This window comes from Planctomycetota bacterium (assembly GCA_016125255.1).
Classification (GTDB): Bacteria; Planctomycetota; Phycisphaerae; order Phycisphaerales; family Zrk34; genus RI-421.
In genome coordinates, this window is the sequence record WGMD01000040.1 from 41,300 (window position 1) to 58,942 (window position 17,643).

General features: G+C 62.1%; 12 protein-coding genes. 5 read left to right on the plus strand and 7 right to left on the minus strand.

Translation table 11 applies throughout. The annotated features are described in order from the left end of the window. Positions 1–24 precede the first annotated feature (24 nt). Genes GC162_20850 through GC162_20870 form a run of 5 tightly spaced genes read right to left on the minus strand, consistent with a single transcriptional unit; the run spans position 25 to position 7,588 of the window. Positions 25–1,938: a hypothetical protein gene (locus GC162_20850; GenBank protein ID MBI1371086.1), complete on the minus strand. Its 1,914-nt coding sequence runs from the start codon at positions 1,936–1,938 to the stop codon at positions 25–27. Then, on the minus strand, positions 1,935–3,116 hold the full coding sequence (locus GC162_20855; GenBank protein ID MBI1371087.1) for an ATP-binding cassette domain-containing protein: 1,182 nt from the start codon (positions 3,114–3,116) through the stop codon (positions 1,935–1,937). Before GC162_20855 ends, GC162_20850 begins: the two co-directional genes overlap by 4 nt. A gap of 16 nt (positions 3,117–3,132) precedes the next feature. Next, entirely contained in the window at positions 3,133–4,500 is a 1,368-nt protein-coding gene (locus GC162_20860) for a hypothetical protein (protein MBI1371088.1), read from the minus strand. A 3-nt stretch (positions 4,501–4,503) separates the two neighbouring features. Beyond that, positions 4,504–5,454: a hypothetical protein gene (locus GC162_20865; protein MBI1371089.1), complete on the minus strand. Its 951-nt coding sequence runs from the start codon at positions 5,452–5,454 to the stop codon at positions 4,504–4,506. 19 nt (positions 5,455–5,473) lie between these two features. Then, on the minus strand, positions 5,474–7,588 hold the full coding sequence (locus GC162_20870) for a hypothetical protein (GenBank protein ID MBI1371090.1): 2,115 nt from the start codon (positions 7,586–7,588) through the stop codon (positions 5,474–5,476). A gap of 74 nt (positions 7,589–7,662) precedes the next feature. Between GC162_20870 and GC162_20875 the strand changes: the two genes are divergently transcribed. Further along, the gene (locus tag GC162_20875; GenBank protein MBI1371091.1) at positions 7,663–8,646 is read left to right on the plus strand and encodes a hypothetical protein; all 984 of its coding nucleotides are present in this window, start codon (positions 7,663–7,665) and stop codon (positions 8,644–8,646) included. Positions 8,647–8,747: 101 nt separating this feature from the next. Here the strand turns inward: GC162_20875 and GC162_20880 are convergent, their stop codons facing one another. Next, positions 8,748–10,742 carry a heavy metal translocating P-type ATPase gene (locus GC162_20880; GenBank protein MBI1371092.1) on the minus strand — a complete coding sequence of 665 codons (1,995 nt, stop codon included), beginning with the start codon at positions 10,740–10,742 and terminating at the stop codon, positions 8,748–8,750. Between the two features lie 417 nt (positions 10,743–11,159). Here GC162_20880 and GC162_20885 point away from each other — a divergent pair, with 417 nt between their 5' ends. Beyond that, positions 11,160–12,683: a potassium transporter KtrB gene (locus GC162_20885; GenBank protein MBI1371093.1), complete on the plus strand. Its 1,524-nt coding sequence runs from the start codon at positions 11,160–11,162 to the stop codon at positions 12,681–12,683. Between the two features lie 6 nt (positions 12,684–12,689). Here the strand turns inward: GC162_20885 and pheS are convergent, their stop codons facing one another. Further along, the gene (gene pheS / locus GC162_20890) at positions 12,690–13,679 is read right to left on the minus strand and encodes a phenylalanine--tRNA ligase subunit alpha (GenBank protein MBI1371094.1); all 990 of its coding nucleotides are present in this window, start codon (positions 13,677–13,679) and stop codon (positions 12,690–12,692) included. Between the two features lie 620 nt (positions 13,680–14,299). Here pheS and GC162_20895 point away from each other — a divergent pair. The 3 genes from GC162_20895 (at position 14,300) to GC162_20905 (ending at position 17,532) form a co-directional block, all read left to right on the plus strand. Then, positions 14,300–14,998: a PEP-CTERM sorting domain-containing protein gene (locus GC162_20895; protein ID MBI1371095.1), complete on the plus strand. Its 699-nt coding sequence runs from the start codon at positions 14,300–14,302 to the stop codon at positions 14,996–14,998. Between the two features lie 161 nt (positions 14,999–15,159). Next, a complete protein-coding gene (locus GC162_20900; GenBank protein MBI1371096.1) occupies positions 15,160–15,642 on the plus strand; it encodes a hypothetical protein in 483 nt (160 codons plus the stop codon). 213 nt (positions 15,643–15,855) lie between these two features. After that, entirely contained in the window at positions 15,856–17,532 is a 1,677-nt protein-coding gene (locus GC162_20905; protein MBI1371097.1) for a helix-turn-helix domain-containing protein, read from the plus strand. Positions 17,533–17,643: the final 111 nt, after the last annotated feature.

Consider the following 17,643-nt stretch of genomic DNA (forward strand, 5'->3'; position numbering starts at 1 on the left):
GCGAAGCGTCTGGTCTCGTCCATTTCAAATCTGCACGCGCGCCAGCTCCCGCCGCTGGAAAATCAGCCACGCGATCAGGCCCACCATGCCCGTCCAAACCACGCCGATCCACAACACGCAGCCCCCCGTGTCCGCCCACGAGAACAGCCGCCCGTCGATGACCAGCGGCGTCGCGCGGTAGTCGGCGTATCGGCCGACGATCGCGATCACCGCCTGCGCGATGTATTTCATGCCCAGCTCGATGTACCCGAACGTGTCGTCGGGCTTGGAGCTTACGCCCCGCACCGCGTCGACGAGAAACGGACTCGCCGCCGCGGCGACGTACACCAGGAGCGACAGCATGCATGCCACAGGGAAACCCAGGAACGTCGCCGCCATCAGCCCCAACATCGCCAAAAACGCCAGCTTCACCCACATCGAAATCATCGCCCGCACAAAGTTCAGCCCGAAGTCCCCCGCGCGGTAGAGCACTTCAAACCCATCCTTGGGCGTGAACGAAACCGTCGGATTCGTCGGCAGCGGGTTGAACCAGGCGATCTGAAGCGTCCCGTCCGGCCGAATCAGATCGACCGGCACGTTGACCGTCTGAGCGATGTTGACCACCAGCTTGATCGGCACGACCTGGCCGTTGTACGCCACCTGCATGAGCACTTCGTCGCCCCCGGCCGTGGACGACACCTTGATCTTGTAGCGCATCTGCACGAAGCGGCGCGCCAGCGGTTCAATCGTCGTCTGACCCGCCGCCTTGGCGTCCTCGATCTTCTTCTTGTACGCCTCCACATCGCGTTGCCACGCATCGACGACCGGCTTGAAGCCCGTGAAAACGTACTCCTGCACATCGCGCGGCCCGACGCTCAGCCATTGCTTGTCCAGATCGGCGCGATACTGATTCTTCGCCGCCGTCGCCCCCCATTGCATGAGCTTCTGCGGCGACGCGCCCGTCAGGCCCAGTTCGCCGGCCGTCTGTTCCCCGAGCTGCATGACCGTCTGCGGGTTTTCCTTGAGCGTCTGCTGGAGCATTTTCTCGGCCTGATCGTCGAGCGGGACCTTCGGGCGCGGCTGGGCGGACACGCGCGCGACGAGCACTTCGTCCCGCAGCGCGATGGCGTCGCTGGCGCTTTGAGGCGGCAGGTTCGCCAGGTAACCGACCGTGAAGAAATAAATCGCCAGCCCCGCCACCGTCACCAGCACCGCATTGAGCAGCACGATCCCCAGCCATTTGCCCAACAGATACGTCCCCCGCCGCACCGGCTTGACCGCGACGGTGAAGATCTGCTTGTCCGTGATCTCGCTCGAAAGCGTCGCGCACGCCAGGAAGATCGTCATCAGACTCAGCAAAAGCCCCGTCACGAACATGCTGTACGTCAGGAACGTCTGCACGCGATAGTGCAGCGGATTGTCCGCGCTCTGAAGGAAGGGCATGATCGGCACGGTGACGAGCATCAGCGCCATGAACACGACCGCCAGCTTCATGCGGATCGCCTCGTCGATCACCGTCCGCGCCACGCCCATCGCCCCGCTGCCGAACTTCAGGAGCCAGCGCACCAATCCGAGAATCGCCAGGAAAATCAGCGACAGCATCACGGCGCATCCGATGCCGCGCCCGATGGGGGTGAACGAAAGCAGCTTCCCGGTGAATGCCCCGGACATCGAATCGATGCCGTCGAGGATGACGATCGCTCCGAGCCACATCCCCAGCGTCCGGCTCAATCCCGTGTCCGCCAGCCGCAGTCGGCGAAGGCCGATGAACGCCGCCGCCAGCTCCAGCACGCCCCACACGCCGTCGATCCACCGACCGGCCGTGGTTTCCCAGTACCAGTGATCGATCGACGTGAGCGAACTGAAGAGCAGCGCAACCGACAACCCGATCGAGGCGAGCACGATCGCGGTGTAAATGAAAAACCAGTTGCGGCCTGTTTGGGCGGTCGTCTGGATCACGACTTGCCGCCTCCGCCAAGCAGATCGTCAATGACACCCCTGTCCGGCTCCCCGCGCCCGCCGTCGTCATCGACGTCTTGCGGTTCGACAACATCGCTCGACGCCGCGGGCGCGGTCAGATCGTCGATCACCGAACGCACCGGCTCGACCTTTTCAGGTTCGAGCTTCGCCTTGGCCGGGTCCGCGATGGACGTATCCGTGCTGACAAGCTGATCGATCAGCGCCCGGCCGTCCACGTCTTCGGGCAGATGCGCATCGCGGGCGAGGAACTCGGCGACCGCCCCGCCGGTGCGGGCGCCGCTGGTGCGGGCGCCCTCGGCCTGAGCGCGGTGAACGATATCGAGAAAGAGCTGTTCGAGTTTCTGCCGGGGGGCTTCACAGGCGCGGATCGCCTTGCCGTCACGCCGCAGCAGCTCGTCGATCTTCGTCACCGTCGCGTCATCGAGCTTGTCGGTTTCGATGCGCGTGCAGTCTTCGACGCGCAGGAGTTGATCGCAGGTTCCTTCCGCCCGCTTTTTTCCGCCATAGAGAATCGTCACGCGGTCGCACACGTCTTCGACGTCCGCCAGAAGGTGCGACGAAAGCACGACGGTTTTCCCGCGGTGTTTGAGTTCGAGGATGATGTCCTTGATCTGCCGGGTGCCGATGGGGTCCAGCCCGGTCGTCGGCTCGTCGAGGATGAGCAGGTCGGGGTCATTGATGAGCGCCTGCGCGAGGCCGATGCGGCGCTGCATGCCCTTGGAGAATTCGCCGACCGGCCGGCGCTGCACGGCGTCGAGGCCGACCATTTCCAGAAGCGCGTCGATGCGTTTGACGCGTTTGTGGCGTTCGATATGGAAGAGCCGGCCGTAGTAATCGAGCGTTTCGCGGGCGTTGAGGAAGCGGTAGAGGTAGGACTCTTCGGGCAGGTAGCCGATGCGTTTTTTGATGGCAACGTCGGTGGGCAGACGCCCGAACACGGCGACGCGGCCGGCGGAGGGGAAAAGCAGGCCGAGGATGATTTTGATCGTCGTCGACTTGCCCGACCCGTTGGGTCCGAGCAGGCCGAAGATTTCGTGGGCCTTGACGGACAGGTTCAGATCATCGACCGCGGTCACGCGCGGCCGCATCCAGAAGTCCTTGAAGATCTTCTTGAGGCCGACGATGTCGATGACGTTCTCGCTGGCGATCTGGACCATAGGGGTTGATACGACGCTACTCGCCGGCAGGGTTCTGCTGCTTGGCGTAGCGCTGGGCTTCCTTCTGCTTGAGGATCTGCGGATCGCGATTGATTTCCAGGTACAGCGTCTTGCCCGGGTCGGACGGGAGATAGAACGTCTCGACGTCGCCGGCGAGCACATCCTGCCGGACATCCTGCTGGAGCCGATTCATGACGATGCGCGGATTGTCGAGGTACTGGGGCAGGAGGCGCGTGAACTCGTAGGCCTCGGCTTCGATGCTCTTGCGGGCCTGCGTGCGGTAGGTCCGCGCATCGGCGAGGAGTCGGGCGACTTTGCCGGTGACTTTGGCGGATTCGAGCAGGTCGTTGATGCGTGCATCGGCGGAGGCGATGGCGAGCTTGTCATCGGTGCGGCGGGCTTCCTCATAGGCGTCGATCGCCGCCAGCAGATCGCGATAGCCCTCGCCGGCTGTCTGGGTGAGCACGTCCGTCGCCTTCTTGCGGGCCTCGACGATCATCTCGCCGCGGTCGGCCTCGGCCTTGGACACGGCCTGGAACGCGTCGCGCACCGCCAGCGGGGGCACGGCCTGTTCGAACTGAAGCTCCGTGACGGTGATGCCGGTGTGCAGGCGGTCCAGCTCGTTCTGGATTTCCTGTTTGGCGTTGGCCTTGGCTTCCTCGACGTTGGAGCGGATGAGGTCATCGGCGGTGACGGAGGCGACCATGTGCACGACGCCGCGCGACGCGGCGGCGCGGACAAGCTCGCTCGCCCGCTCAATGGTGCCGACGTTGCGGGCGAAGGCGGGGGCGTCGTTTTTGAGGATGCGATAGTTGACGGAGAACTTGGCGTGCATGATGTTCTTGTCGCCGGTGACCAGCGAGCCGTCGCGCCCGGGCATGAGTCCTTCGCCCATGCCGAGCTTGTCGAGCGGCAGGGCCTTCTGCTCATCGCGCAGGTAGAACCAGAAGGCGTTGTTGTCATCGAGCCGGACGCGCTGCACGGTGGTGGGCACGATGATGAACTGCCCGATGGGCTCGGGGGGCCAGAAGTACGGCCCGCCGGGCTCGAGCGCCTGCTGGGACTTGTCGCCCTGAATCGCGCCGAAGATGGTCCGCACGGCGACGGTGCCTTCGTTGACCGAGCGCGTCCCGCTGAACAGGAACGCGATGACGAGCAGGATCATGATGATCTTGAGAATCCCGAAGCTCAGCCGCAGCGCTTCATGCAGCGAGCGGTTGGCCGGGTCCAGCTCGTCGGCGTTGACGAGGGCGCCGGGGTGGGCGTGGAACGGGTCGTTGTGATCATGGGCATGATCGTGGGCGTGATCATGCGAATGATCGTGACCGTGCGAGTGGTCATGATCATGGTCATGATCGTGATCGTGGTCGTGCGTCTGGTTCATCGTTTACTTTTCGCTGCTCGGGGCTGCGGGATTGGTCGCGGTGTCGCCGGTCGGGGGCGTGAAGAGTCCCTGGAAGAGGCCTTCCTTGGCGTCGATGAGGAAGGTCGAGTTGTGCTTGAGGACTTCGCGGGCGGTTTCGTTCCAGCGGAGGAAGATGGCGAAGGGCTCGTTCTTCTTGAAGACGCTGTAGAACTCGGTGGCGGCGGCGTCGCCTTCGGCGCGGAGCGCCTGGGCCCGGCCGTCGGCGAAGGCCATGATGCGCTTGGCGGCGTTGTCGGCTTCGCTCTCGATGCTCTCCTTCTCGGCCTTGCCTTCACCGACCGCGCGGGCGGCGAGGGCTTCGCGCGTCTTGCGCATGTGGTTGAACACCTTCTCGGCGACCGGCTGCGGGAGGATGATGCGGCGGATGCCGACGGTGTCGATGGCGACGCCCAGGTGCTGCTGATCGGTGGTCTGCTCGATGCGCTGGCGAATCTTGTTCTCCGCTTCGTCGAGCTTGAGCTTGGCGGGGTCGATGTTCGTCAGGTCGTCGAAGGTATAGCTGTTGAGCACGGTGCGGGCGTCGCGCAGCTTGGCGCGAATCTGCTTCTGCGCCTCGTCGACGTTGCCCAGCGTGCGGTAGAACTCGAGCGGATCGGTGATGCGCCAGGCGACGAACGTGCTCACCACGATCGACTGCTTGTCGAAGGTCTGCTGCTCCTCGAGCCGTTCTTCCAGAAGCTGCACCCGCAGGTCATACGGCCGCGTCTGCTGCACCGGCCAGGGCCACTTCAGATGCAGATTGCCCAGCAGGCCCCCCTGCTCGGCGTCGCCGCGGTAGATGGACGATTCGCCGGCCTTGCCGAACGTCGTCACCACGACCGCCTCGTTGAAGTCGACCTTGAACGTGATCATGTAGAACACGAACACCAGGGCGACGATCAGACCCACAAGGAATGTGAACTTGTGCTTCATGGCCGGACAGCTCCGTCAGTTATTTGCTCTCGGTCGCGCCGAGGGCGCCGCCGAATGATGTTTCCAGATCCTTGAAATCGCCGCGAATCGTCAGATTGCCGCGCTTGCCCAGCAGGATGTACTTGCGTGCATCCGCCAGACCTTCCTCCAGCACTTTCAGATAAGCCCGCATGCGATACAGGTTCGGCGCCTTGTCGTACGCCTCGGCCTGCTTGACGAAGCGGACCGCCTTGCCGCGCTCCGTTTCCTCGCGCTCCCAGCGGTACGCCCGGGCCTGCGCGATCGAAACCGCGGCCGACCCGCCGGCTTCGCGCATCAGCGCTTCGACCTTGCTCGTCTGCTCCTGAACCTGCTCGGGCTTGACGTCCTGCGACGTCTCCATCTGCTTCAGTTCGTCGATCTGCTTGTCGATCCGCCGGGCCAGCTCCTCCGTCCCCGCCACGCGTGCCAGCGTCTCGATGGCGTGCTGCCGGCCCTCCTCGATGGCGGCCTGCTTGTCCTGCTCGGCGCTGACGACCTGATGGAACGCATCCGCCACCTTCAACGGCGGGTGAATGCTCGCCACCGCCACGTCGAGAATCTCAAAGCCCAGTTTCTTCTCGTCGACGCTTTTTTGCAGTCGCTCGCGCAGCTCTTTGCCCGCCGTGAGGCGCGCCGGGCCGATCCATTGATCGATGTCGTGTTGCAGGAGCAGGCGCGACACTTCCAGCCCCGCGAGATTGCGCAGGCGCATATCGCGCTTCTGGGCATCGTCTTCGTCCGCGTCGGCGTTGGCGAGCACGTACTGCACCAGGTCGCTGATGCGGTACTGGACGATGACCTCCGCATTGACGAGCGAATTGCGCGGGCTCGACGTCGTGCCCGTGCCTTCCTGCTCGGAGGGCGACGCCTCGTAGGGCGAAGGCGCGACGATCAGATTCGTCTCGCCCGTCAGGTGTTTGTTGGACCAGAGGATGGGCTTGTCCTCGGTCTGAAGCGGGGCTTCTTCTTCGGGGTTCATCGCCGTTTCGTCGACGTTGCCGCTGCCCACGTCGATGATCCGCACTGAGCTGACATCGTAGAAATTCGCGGAGCTGATCGGCCAGGGCAGCTTGAAGTGCAGCCCCGGATCGAGCGGTCCGCCGGCCAGTCGCCCGAAGCGCGTCACCAGCGCCTGCTCATTGGGCTGCACCACGACGAGGCAGCTCATCGCCAGCATCGCCGCCACGCCGAAGAGCACCAGCGTTCCGAACACGCGCGAGAGCAGTTGCCAGAACCAGCTTCGCGTGATTTCGAAGCCGAACTGGTAGTTGATCGCTTCGTTGATCGTGTGGGCGATCGATTCGGGGCTGGTGAGCAGACTCAGCACGCGCGAGTCGAACGCCGGCCGTGGGATTTCGCCGGGCTTGCGCGGGCGGTAGATGTCGAGGATGAAGTTGAGGACGATTTCGATGCCGATGACGATCATGAAGGCGGGGATGATCGGGGCGAGCGCCTCGTAGGGGGCGCGCACGTCGAAGTGCGCCATGGTCAGCGTAATGGCGAGGGCGGCGGTGATGAGCACGGTGCCCATGAGGTAGCCCGCTCCGCCGCGCAGCAGCGACCACGCCGGCTGCCGCGCCATGCCCGCCAGATATCGGCTCACCAGGAACGTGACGAGGCAGAGCCCCGAGCAGAACGCCAGCGTCATGCCGACGTTCGTCGGCAGCACGCCGCCCTTGCTGCCCTGCCACGTCCGCAAAAGCAGCACGCCGACCGTGATCAGATACGCGCTGGTGAGCAGACTGATCGTCGGCACGATCCATTTGTAGAGCCACGCCAGCCGCCGCCGCGCCACCGACAGGTCGTCGATGGTCGTCTCGAAGATGGAGGTGTCCGTCCCGTGTCTTGCGGCGAGCTGCTCGGCTTCGAGGGCTTCGATGCGCTCGAGCTTGTGCTGCTGATAGACGAGCCACAGACTCACCCACAGGGCCAGTCCGCCGAAGGCGTGCCACGTCGCGAACATGAGCGGAAGACTCTGATTGCCTTCCTTCATCAGTCCGTTGCCCGCCCACAGGGACAGAATCAGCAGCCCCAGCGACACCAGAAGCTGCACGCCCAGTCCCAGCAGCGACGCCCCCGCCGCACGCTGATATGTCTGTTGATCTTCAGTCATGAGAACATTCCGTTGACCTTGACGTATAATCTTGCCCTTGCCGCGTTCGATTCCGAATTCGATGAAAGCGCCCCATGTTTGAACAGCTCTGGACCATCGCCCGAAATACGTTCACCGAGTCGATCCGACAACCCATCTTCCTGGTCGTTCTGGGCGCGGGACTGTTCCTGCTCATTCTCAATCCCGCCCTCTCGGCCTACACGCTCGATGACGACAACAAACTGCTCATCGACCTGGGGCTGTCGACGATGCTCTTCGGCGGACTGGCGCTGGCGGCGTTCACCTCGACCGGCGTCCTTGCCCGCGAAATCGAAAACAAAACCGCGCTGACCGTGATCAGCAAACCCATCAGCCGGCCGGTGTTCGTCATCGGCAAATACTTCGGCGTGGCGACGGCCGTGAGCATGGCGATATGGATCTGGTCCATCGTCTTCCTGCTGAGCGTCCGACACAAAGTCATGTCCACCGCGTCCGATCACTTTGACATGCCCGTGCTGATCTTCGGCATCGCGGCCGGACTGATCGCGCTGTTCCTGTCGGTGTGGGGCAATTACTTTTACGCGTGGGTCTTCACGTCGCGCTTCGCCGGCCTGCTCGCCGGGGCGCTCACCGTCGCCTACCTGCTCGTGCTGCTCATCAGCCCCAGGTGGCAGGTGCAGGCCCTGACCACCGAGTTCACCAAGGACGGCAGCCAGCTTGGGCAGATCGTCATCGCCATTCTGTTCGTGCTCGAAGCGCTGGCGGTCGTCTGCGCGGTGGCCATCGCCTGCTCGACCCGTCTCGGGCAGGTCATGACGCTGCTCATCTGCGTGGCGGTGACGTTCCTGGGCCTCGTCAGCGATTACTTTTTCGGCCGATTCGTCGAGGCGCAGCCCCTGGCGTGGATCGGCTACGCCCTGGCGCCCAACACGCAGTTCTTCTGGCTCGCCGACGCCCTGACGCAGAACCACCCGGTCAGCGCCGAATACGTGGGCCTCGTCAGCGGATACTGCATGCTCTACATCACCGCCGTCCTGAGTCTCGCCGCCGCACTCTTTCAGACGCGCGAGACGGGATGAAATCGAGTGCGGAATGCGGAATGGGGAATGGGGAGCGACAGACAAGGCGCGCTTCGCGCGTCGGCCGTTCCGCATTCCGAACTCGACACTCCGCATTTTCATCATGACACGGCCACCGGCGCGGGGCGCGGGCCTTGGCTGGTGGGGCGCTGGCGTTCGACGACCACACCGGCTTGCTCCAGGTCCTCCCCGTCGCGGACGAGCCGGGCCGAGTTGAACACGACGACGAACGAGCTGAGCAGATGGAAGATGACCGCGACGATGGGCGGGATGAGCCCGAACGCCGCCAGCGTCTCGAACAGTACGACGTAGCACACCGAGAAAATCAGGTTCTGCCGCACCACCGAAAAGGCGTGACGCGAAAGGCGGATCAGGAAGGGGATGCGGTTGAGGTTGTTGTTCATGAGGGCGATCGAAGCCGAGTGAATCGCCACGTCCGAACCGGCCGCGCCCATGGCGATCGAGATGTCGCCCGCCGCCAGGGCCGGGGCGTCATTGACGCCGTCGCCGACGACCGCCACGGTGTATCCGCGTGCCTTGAGATCATCGACGAGTTCGAGTTTCTGGGCCGGCAGGACTTCGGCCTGCACATCGGTGCAGTGCATTTCCGCCGCGACGCGCTTGGCGACGGACCATCGGTCGCCGGTGACCATGACCAGCTTCTTGAGCCCCTGCGCGCGAAGGTCGTCCATCGACTTGGCCGCATCCGCGCGGGTCTTGTCCTCGAGCCCGACCCATCCGATGAGCTTACCCTCGCGCGTCACGTGCAAAAGACTCAGTCCCTCGGCACTGGACCCGTCGAAGCCGGAAAAATCGATGCCCTGCTCGCGGAGCCACGTTTCGCGGCCGACGCGGATTTCCTTGCCGTCGATGATCGCACGCACGCCGCGCCCGGACACTTCCTCGAACTGGCTCGGCTGCGAAAGATTCAATCGGGCGCGACGGGCGACGTTGACCACCGCCCGGGCGACCGGGTGTTTGGAATTCTGTTCCGCCGCGGCGGTGATCGTCAGAAGCTCCGCCCCGTCGACCCCGGGGGCGGGCGTCAGCTTCGACACTTCAAGCTGCCCGGTCGTCAGCGTGCCGGTCTTGTCGAAGACGATGGCGGTCAGCTTGCGGGCGACTTCCAGATCGGTGACGTTTTTGACGAGGACGCCGAGGCGCGCCGCGGCGGAGAGCGCGGCGACCATGGCGGTCGGGCCGGCGAGAATGATGGCGCACGGGCAGGCGACGACGAGCATCGAGATGGCGCGTTCCATGCCGCCGTCGTTGCGCGTGAAGAAGAACACGATGCCCGCCAGCATCAGGATCACGGGTGTGTACCAGTTGGCGTACTGATCGAGAATCCGCATGGCGGGGATGCGGGTCATCTCCGCTTGCAGAATCAGGTCTTTGACTCGGCCGAGCGTCGTGTCGTGACCGGCCTTGGTGATGCGGATACGCATGACGCCGGTCATGTTGATCGTGCCGCCGAAGACTTCATCGCCGTCGGCCTTGTCCACCGGAAGCGATTCGCCGGTGATGTTGGCCTGATTGACGGTGCTGGTGCCTTGGATGACCTGCCCGTCGCCGGGGATGTTGTCGCCGGGTCGGACGATGACGATGTCGCCGGGTTTGAGGTCTTTCGCATCGACTTCCTGCTCGCCCTGCTCAAAGACGCGATGGGCCTTCGTCGGGGTGAGCCGCACCAGCGACTCGATGCTTTTGCGGGCGCCGAGCGCGGTGCGGTGTTCGATGAGCGTCGTCACGATCATGAAGAAGGCGATCGCCCCGGCTTCGATGTAGGCACCGATGGAGAAAGCCGCGATGACGGCCAGGGCCGCCAGCTCGTCCATGTGCGTATGCCCCGACCACAGATCCTTGAACGCCTGCACCACCAGCGGGACGCCCAGCAAGAGCGCCGCGATGATCGCCATCGTGTCGGCGTAGAAGTTGACGCTCCGGCCGGCATCGTTGGGGTCGGTCATGCCGGGGAAAAGCCAGTAGGCGATGGCGGCGTTAATAAGCAGGACGCCGCCGACGAAGGTCAGAATGATCTGCGTGCCGGCGCGGCCCTCCTGCGCCTCCACCAGACTCTTTGCATGTTCATGAGCCATAATGCCCTGTCCCTGCCTTGAGTTGCATGCCTCTCGACGGTCAAACTGCCAACAAACCCACCCACCAGACCGCCGGAAATGATACGTGCTTTACGTTGCACAAGATAGCGGGGTTCGCCCGCATCAGGCAAATTCGCGGCTATCGGACCTCTGGAATAGAACCACCAAGGCACCAAGAACACCAAGGGAAATGCGTGAATAGAGCTCGGCGTGATTTTTCCTTGGTGACCTTGGTGCCTTGGTGGTTCAAATCTCTGAAAAACCGGTCGGCCGTGCTCGCTGGTCCCCACTTGCCCGCCACGTTTTCGACACCTATGGTCATCACCGAAGCCTAATCCGGCGTCCGCAGCGGCGCCGGTGCGGGGGACCCAACTTCCTCGGTCACGAGGATGGGGCGAAGCGTCGGCGGCAACGTCGATGCAGGCCACCTTTCAAGGCCCAGCCCGTCAGCTAACCCCGTCGGCAATTGAAAGGCGACCTCTTTCCCGCTTCGCCCATCCTCGGGCCGGGCATCATGGATCGCCATTGTTTGAACCCGCACCTCGGCGACAAGCCGGGGCGCGATTCGCATGGAGACCGATCATGGTCCGGTTCGTCACGCGCTCGCTCGATTATCTGCATCGATGGATGGTGGGCTTCCGACCCGTGCAGCTCGTGTGCATGGGCTACAGCAGCTACGTCCTGTTCGGCTTCCTCGCCCTGTGTCTGCCGATCTGTCATCACACCCTCGGCCTCCACGCCATCGATCACCTGTTCATCAGCGCCTCCGCCGTCTCGACGACCGGCCTGGCCACGATCAGCGTCGGACATGACTACAACCTCCTCGGGCAGATCATCGTCCTGCTGCTCATCCAGTTCGGCGGGCTCGGGTACATGGTCATCACGTCCTGCACCCTCCTGGCCTTCGCCGGTCGCGTCTCGCCGCTGCGCCGGCGCGTCACCACGGCCGCGCTCTCGCTGCCGGACGGATTCGACGTCCGCGCGTTCATCAAAATCACCGTCCTCTTCACGCTGCTCATCGAAATCGCCGGCGCGGCGGGCCTGTATCCGATCTTCCGCGATCACGGCGCCCCCCAGCCCCTCTGGCAAGCGATCTTCCATAGCGTCAGCGCCTTCTGCACCGCCGGGTTCAGTCTCCTTGACGACTCCTTCGCCGGGTACCGCGATGATATTTCGCTCAACATCATCATCACCGTGCTCAGCTACCTCGGCGCCATCGGGTTCATCGTGATTCACGATCTCTATAAAAGTCTCACGCTTCGCAAACCCGCCATGACCTTCACCTCGCGCGTCATTCTCGTGAGCACGTTCGTCATCGCGATCGTCGGCACCGTGCTCTTCGCGCTCGACGAACCGACTGTCCGCGATCTGCCCGCCGGTCAGCGCTGGCTCGCGTCGCTGTTTCAGGTCATGACCGCGTCCACGACCGTCGGGTTCAACACGATCTCCATCAGCGATCTGTCGACCAGCTCGATGTTCCTGCTGACGATCATCATGATCCTCGGCGCTTCGCCCTCCGGCACCGGCGGCGGGCTCAAAACCACGACGATTTCCGCACTTTGGGCCGAGATGATCGCCGTCGTGCGCCGCCGGTCGATCACCACGTTCCTCGGCCGGCAGATTCCGCAACTGCGCGTGCGGGCGGCGACGGCGAATGTGATGTTCTACATGATCACGCTCGCCGTCGGCATCTACCTGCTCGACCTCGTCGAGTCCGCCCCGTTCGCCGATCAGATGTTCGAATGCGCCTCCGCCCTCGGCACGGTCGGCCTGAGCCGGGGCATCACCGCCTCGCTCTCCGAGCCCGGCAAACTCATCATCATCGCCCTCATGTGCGTCGGTCGCATGGGCCCGCTGCTCCTGGGCATGGCGCTTTTCAAAGAGCCAAACGAACACACGACCGCGGCGCCCGTGGCGAAAGTCGAAGATGTGGCGATTTAGCGCTGCTCAGAACTGCTTCAAAAACCTCACATCGTTCTCGAACAGCCAGCGGATGTCCCCGATCCCGTACCGCCGCATGGCGATCCGCTCCACGCCCAACCCGAACGCGAAGCCCGTCCATTCGTCCGGGTCGTACCCCACCGCCTCGAACACCGCCGGGTCCACCATCCCGCAGCCCCCCAGCTCGATCCACTGCACCTGACCCCGAACCTTCATCTTGATGTCCATCTCCGCCGACGGCTCCGTGAACGGAAAATAGCTCGGCCGCAAACGAACCTCCGCATCCGGCCCGAAAAACGCGTGCGCAAAGTTAATCAGCGTCGTCTTCAAATCCACCATCGTCACATTGCGATCCACATACAGACCCTCGATCTGATGAAACATCGACGAATGCGTCGCATCGTGCGTGTCCGGCCGATATACCCGCCCCGGCGCGACAATCCGAATCGGCGGCTTCGTCGTCTCCATCACCCGAATCTGAATCGTGCTCGTCTGCGTCCGCAAAAGATGCGATTCATCAATATAAAAGTTGTCGTTCACATCCCGGGCTGGATGCTCCATCGGAATGTTCAGCGATACAAAGTTATGCTTCTCGTCCTCCAGCTCCGGCCCTTCCGCCACGTCAAACCCCATCCGGGCAAACACCTCGATCAACTCATCGAGCACCTGCTGTATCACATGCACCCGCCCCATCACTGGCGCTTCGCCCGGCTCCGTCACATCAATGAGGGGCCCCGCCGCTTGCGGCTTCGCACTTCCCAACTGCCCCTTCTTCTCCTCAAACGCCGCCTCCACCTTCTGTTTCAGCGCATTAAGCCCCTGCCCCAGTTCCCGCTTCTCCTCCTTGGGCGCATCCTTGAGCCAGCCCATCGCTTCCTTGAGCTGCCCCTTCGTGCCCAGATACTCAATGCGAAACTGCTCCAGCGTCGCTGCATCACTGACCTTTTCCAGTGCCGCCGTCGCCGCCGCCTCAAGTTGTTGCAATCGTTCGAGCATAGACCCGCAGCATATCACCCCCAACCCCAACTCACCACCGCCGCGTGCCGCCCGCGCACCGCCCGCGCACCGGCGCGGAAACACCGCGCGTTTTCCCCCTTCCCGGACGCCCCCTTTTCCCGCATCAATATCCCCGCTTTTCGCGCATCACCCTGACGCACGGCGCGCACGCGCCCGCCCGTGCGCACCGGCTTACCCGCCCCGACGCGCCGGTGCGACGCAAATCAACGACTTACCGCAAGCGCGCGCGCACCGGGCGCGCACTCGCGCTACCCTCATGCGCCAATCGCGACACCCCCATGCGACAAACCACGCAAATCAACATCGCCGCACCACCATTGCGTCGCCCCCGCCCGCGTTCATCATCACCGCCGCAACACAAACCAGCGGGTGCCGCCCGTGCGGCGCCGCGGACAAAACGATTCCGTCCTCGTGGAAAAAAATACTTGTCGAAGCGTGCTCATGTCGTACAATGGCCCCGTCGTCCCCCGGCTGCGTCGTTGGGGGAAATTGAAAGAGAATCGCGCGTTCATTCCACAGGCAAAATCCTTCGACGTCCGCGTCGCGGCATTCACGTCGGTTTTGCCGTCGCCCTGTCCGGGCAGATTGAGAGAAACTCGATGAAGTCATTTTCACTCCGTCTCGGCGTGTTGTTGCTGTTCCTGTCGCTGGCCCCGATCAGCCGCGCGGACATCGTCCGCTATCAGGCCGACTTCGAGAGCCCGACCTATGCCACCGGCGGGCTCGTCGGACAGGACCAGTGGATCGGCACCGCCATCGCCAGCGTGCAGACCGCCATCGTCCACGCCGGCACGCAGGCCCTCGAATTCGACGCCAACCTCGACACCAACAACTCCCAGCAGACCGCCCAGCGATTGATCACCCTGACCGCCGACGCGAAGATCGTCATGCAGACCGCCTTCTACCTCACCTCCGACACCACCGCCTCCGCCTGGATCCCCCTCGCCGCCTTCGGCGAGAACGGAATCATCGGCCAGCTCTTCATCGGCGCCAACGGCCAACTCAAAGGCGTCGACGTCGTCCACGATCAGTGGAACATCCTCCAGTGGGTCCTGGATTTCAACGCCCAGTCCGCCGAGATATTCCTCAACGACGCCTCCCTCGGCACCACCAGCTTCGCCAACGCCGCCACCGGCATCAACCGCATCGCCGCCGGCCTCTCCCAAAACCCCGGCACCGACCACCTCTACCTCGACGACCTTTCCATCACCGCCATCCCCGAACCCGGCTCGATGACGCTGCTGGGCCTGTCCGCCTTCAGCTTCGTCGCCCGCCCCCGCGGCCGCGCCGCCGAGTGATCGTCGCGATTGTCGTTCCATATGTGCATTAAATCGGTCCCCTCGCTCTCCGCTCGGGGGCTGGATCATCCTGTCCTTTAAGCCGGAGCAACACTCGTTCAAAGATGCTCAATGATCAATGGCACGCCAAGCGCGTTCGCTGAATCTATGATGTGATGAGCATGCCCTCTCATTCCGCACACACTTCGCCCGCGCCGCCCCTCATCGGCTTCAAGCTCGACGCCGCCCCCGCGACGCTCATCGTCATGCGCCTCTTCGCCGGCGTGCACATGCTCGCCTACCTCCTGTTCCTGGCGACTTACGCCATCCTTCACTTCAACCCAGCGTCGCTCCAAACCGCCGGCGGCATCCTGATCGCGCCGCCGCTCGTCGCCCCCGCCCGGCTCGTGATCGGCTTCACCACGCCCGTCTTCCTCATCGCGCTCTGTCATCTGCTCGTCCTCCACCACCGCCGCCCCGCCGCCCTCGTCCCCGGCTCCCTCGCCGGCGCCGCCCTCGCCCTCTACTGGCTCCCCCTTCTCCAAAATAGTTTCACGACGAACCCCTCCGCCGCGCTCACCCCCTACTGGCCCCTCCTCCCCTGTCTCCCCATCCTGATCTGGACCCTCTGCGAAATCTGGCTCAACAGCACATCGTCTTCATAGGGTGGGTCACGCGAAGCGGACCCACCACGATTTGCGCGGGAGCATTCAACGACAATTCATATTGTTCGCGCGGATGTTGGTCGACGAATCGAGCGATGCTTTGTCATGACAAGATGCCGCGACAGGCGTGGTGGGTCCGCTGCGCTTGACCCACCCTACTTGCTATTATAAATGCCAGATTCAATGAGCATACACAAGTAAAGGTATACGCCGATGAGCGACATACAATCATCCATTCGAAAAATCGGCCGAATCGTTGCTGAATATAGAAGTACATTTACGGTTCGGAATGCCACTGGACTCTTGTCGCAAGAGAAATTGGCCGACGAGCTAAAAGTAAGCCGAACCTTGATTGCGCATCTAGAAGAAGGACGTGAACTCCCTGAACCGGAAGTGCTTCGTTCAATTTGCAAGCATCTAGAAATACCTGACCGCTATTGGTTGTCAGCAACACATCCCTATTTCATCGATGCGATGAAGTTTCAGGACTTGTTGATTGAACTGATCGGCCGATCTGTGTCCCTTGATCGCTTAGATGGAGTGGATTCAGAACTCGCCGTCTCAAGAATCCAGATGTGCCTTGAACACAAATTGAGCGCTGTACAGACATTTGACCAATTCAATTCAATCTTGACCTTCTATGGAGAGCGGCCCTGTTCAAGGCGATTCTTCGATCGGTATCTCGGCGTTAATGCCTTTCATGGTCTGGAATCCTTTCATATCGCTGTCCGTCGATTTCAAGGCGATGGAATGAGATTGTATGGAAACTTCCGCCGAGCTTGGACAGTTCTTTCGAGAACATCTGATCTAGATAAGTTTGTGAAGGCGCTTTCGCCAATTGCTATCGATCACTATTCCAGCCGCACCGACTTCGATTCGATTGATGAAATCCCGCCCGAAAGGCTTCCGGACCTAGGGTATATCGCCGTTCAGAAAATCGAGCGGGAGTATCAGGAGCGAAGCGACCTCGCAACCGCGCTGAACGATCTCGCCGGACGAGTGGATTCAACTGGTCTATCGGCGATCACAGATACGCCAGCAAAGAAGCTGCGAAGAATAAAATCTTTGTTGCGCCAGTTTGAGTCGGCGCTTGAACTTGAAGGGCCACTGTTCTCATCCCTAAGTGCACTTGACATTACCCAAGAGGCTGCTCGTATTGCGCCACAAAAGACCGATTTCGCGCGAATTCGAGAAACTCAGCAGCGCGGTTTGCGAAACCTCGCCGTGTATCTTTCTGAGCCGCATATGGATGTCTATGTGGCAACGTCAATGCGGGAAGCCGCCGATTTTATTTCAGTAAATGCGTTTATTTCAAATCTATTTGGATCTCCCGATTTAAAACCGCTACGGCTCCGGTATTTCAATCCAACGCAATCATGGATTGGTGACCGAGTTGCGAAAGGGCTCGTCGAAGCATTAATGCTTCGACGATCTCGAGTTACCGTCTATATGGCCCAAAAGGGCGATACGTTCGGCAAGGACAGCGAGGCTTCTGTTGCACTCGGGCAGGGTAAGACGGTTATCGTTTATGTGCCTCGACTCTACGATGAAGAAGCAAAACTTGATAGCGAACGATTGTACTCCCTAGACGAGTCGCGAATTAATCAAGAGATGTCACGACACAATCTCGAGGCGGAAGAGGGAATGGATGGTCGCGAAAAGGCTGCGGCGATCATGGCTGTGATGCTATCTTCTCTAACAACCAACGATTTCAAGCGAATTCTATTCAATCACTGGGCCGATTTTGATTTGGGTGCTGAACTACGCGATATTAAAGCGGAGGCACTCAAGAAAGAATGCGCCTCATACTTGAAGCTACTTGCTGACTGCGAAGATCCTTATAGTCTTCCAGACCCTGAGTGGTCATGTCCTAAACTTGCTGTAAATTGAGAAGGGGTGGACCCTATCGGTTGGACCAACAACCCACAAGGAGCCACCCCATGAGTCAGAGAGTACCACCGAGCGTGCGAACGGGCCAGAAGATTCGGGATTTGATCGCCG

Excerpts from the sequence above, each read along its gene's own strand:
- GC162_20855 (MBI1371087.1), bottom strand. The coding sequence starts at position 3,116 with ATGGTCCAGATCGCCAGCGAGAACGTCATCGACATCGTCGGCCTCAAG.
- GC162_20860 (MBI1371088.1), bottom strand. The coding sequence starts at position 4,500 with ATGAACCAGACGCACGACCACGATCACGATCATGACCATGATCATGAC.
- GC162_20865 (MBI1371089.1), bottom strand. The coding sequence starts at position 5,454 with ATGAAGCACAAGTTCACATTCCTTGTGGGTCTGATCGTCGCCCTGGTG.
- GC162_20870 (MBI1371090.1), bottom strand. The coding sequence starts at position 7,588 with ATGACTGAAGATCAACAGACATATCAGCGTGCGGCGGGGGCGTCGCTG.
- GC162_20875 (MBI1371091.1), top strand. The coding sequence starts at position 7,663 with ATGTTTGAACAGCTCTGGACCATCGCCCGAAATACGTTCACCGAGTCG.
- GC162_20880 (MBI1371092.1), bottom strand. The coding sequence starts at position 10,742 with ATGGCTCATGAACATGCAAAGAGTCTGGTGGAGGCGCAGGAGGGCCGC.
- GC162_20885 (MBI1371093.1), top strand. The coding sequence starts at position 11,160 with ATGCAGGCCACCTTTCAAGGCCCAGCCCGTCAGCTAACCCCGTCGGCA.
- pheS (MBI1371094.1), bottom strand. The coding sequence starts at position 13,679 with ATGCTCGAACGATTGCAACAACTTGAGGCGGCGGCGACGGCGGCACTG.
- GC162_20895 (MBI1371095.1), top strand. The coding sequence starts at position 14,300 with ATGAAGTCATTTTCACTCCGTCTCGGCGTGTTGTTGCTGTTCCTGTCG.
- GC162_20900 (MBI1371096.1), top strand. The coding sequence starts at position 15,160 with ATGCCCTCTCATTCCGCACACACTTCGCCCGCGCCGCCCCTCATCGGC.
- GC162_20905 (MBI1371097.1), top strand. The coding sequence starts at position 15,856 with ATGAGCGACATACAATCATCCATTCGAAAAATCGGCCGAATCGTTGCT.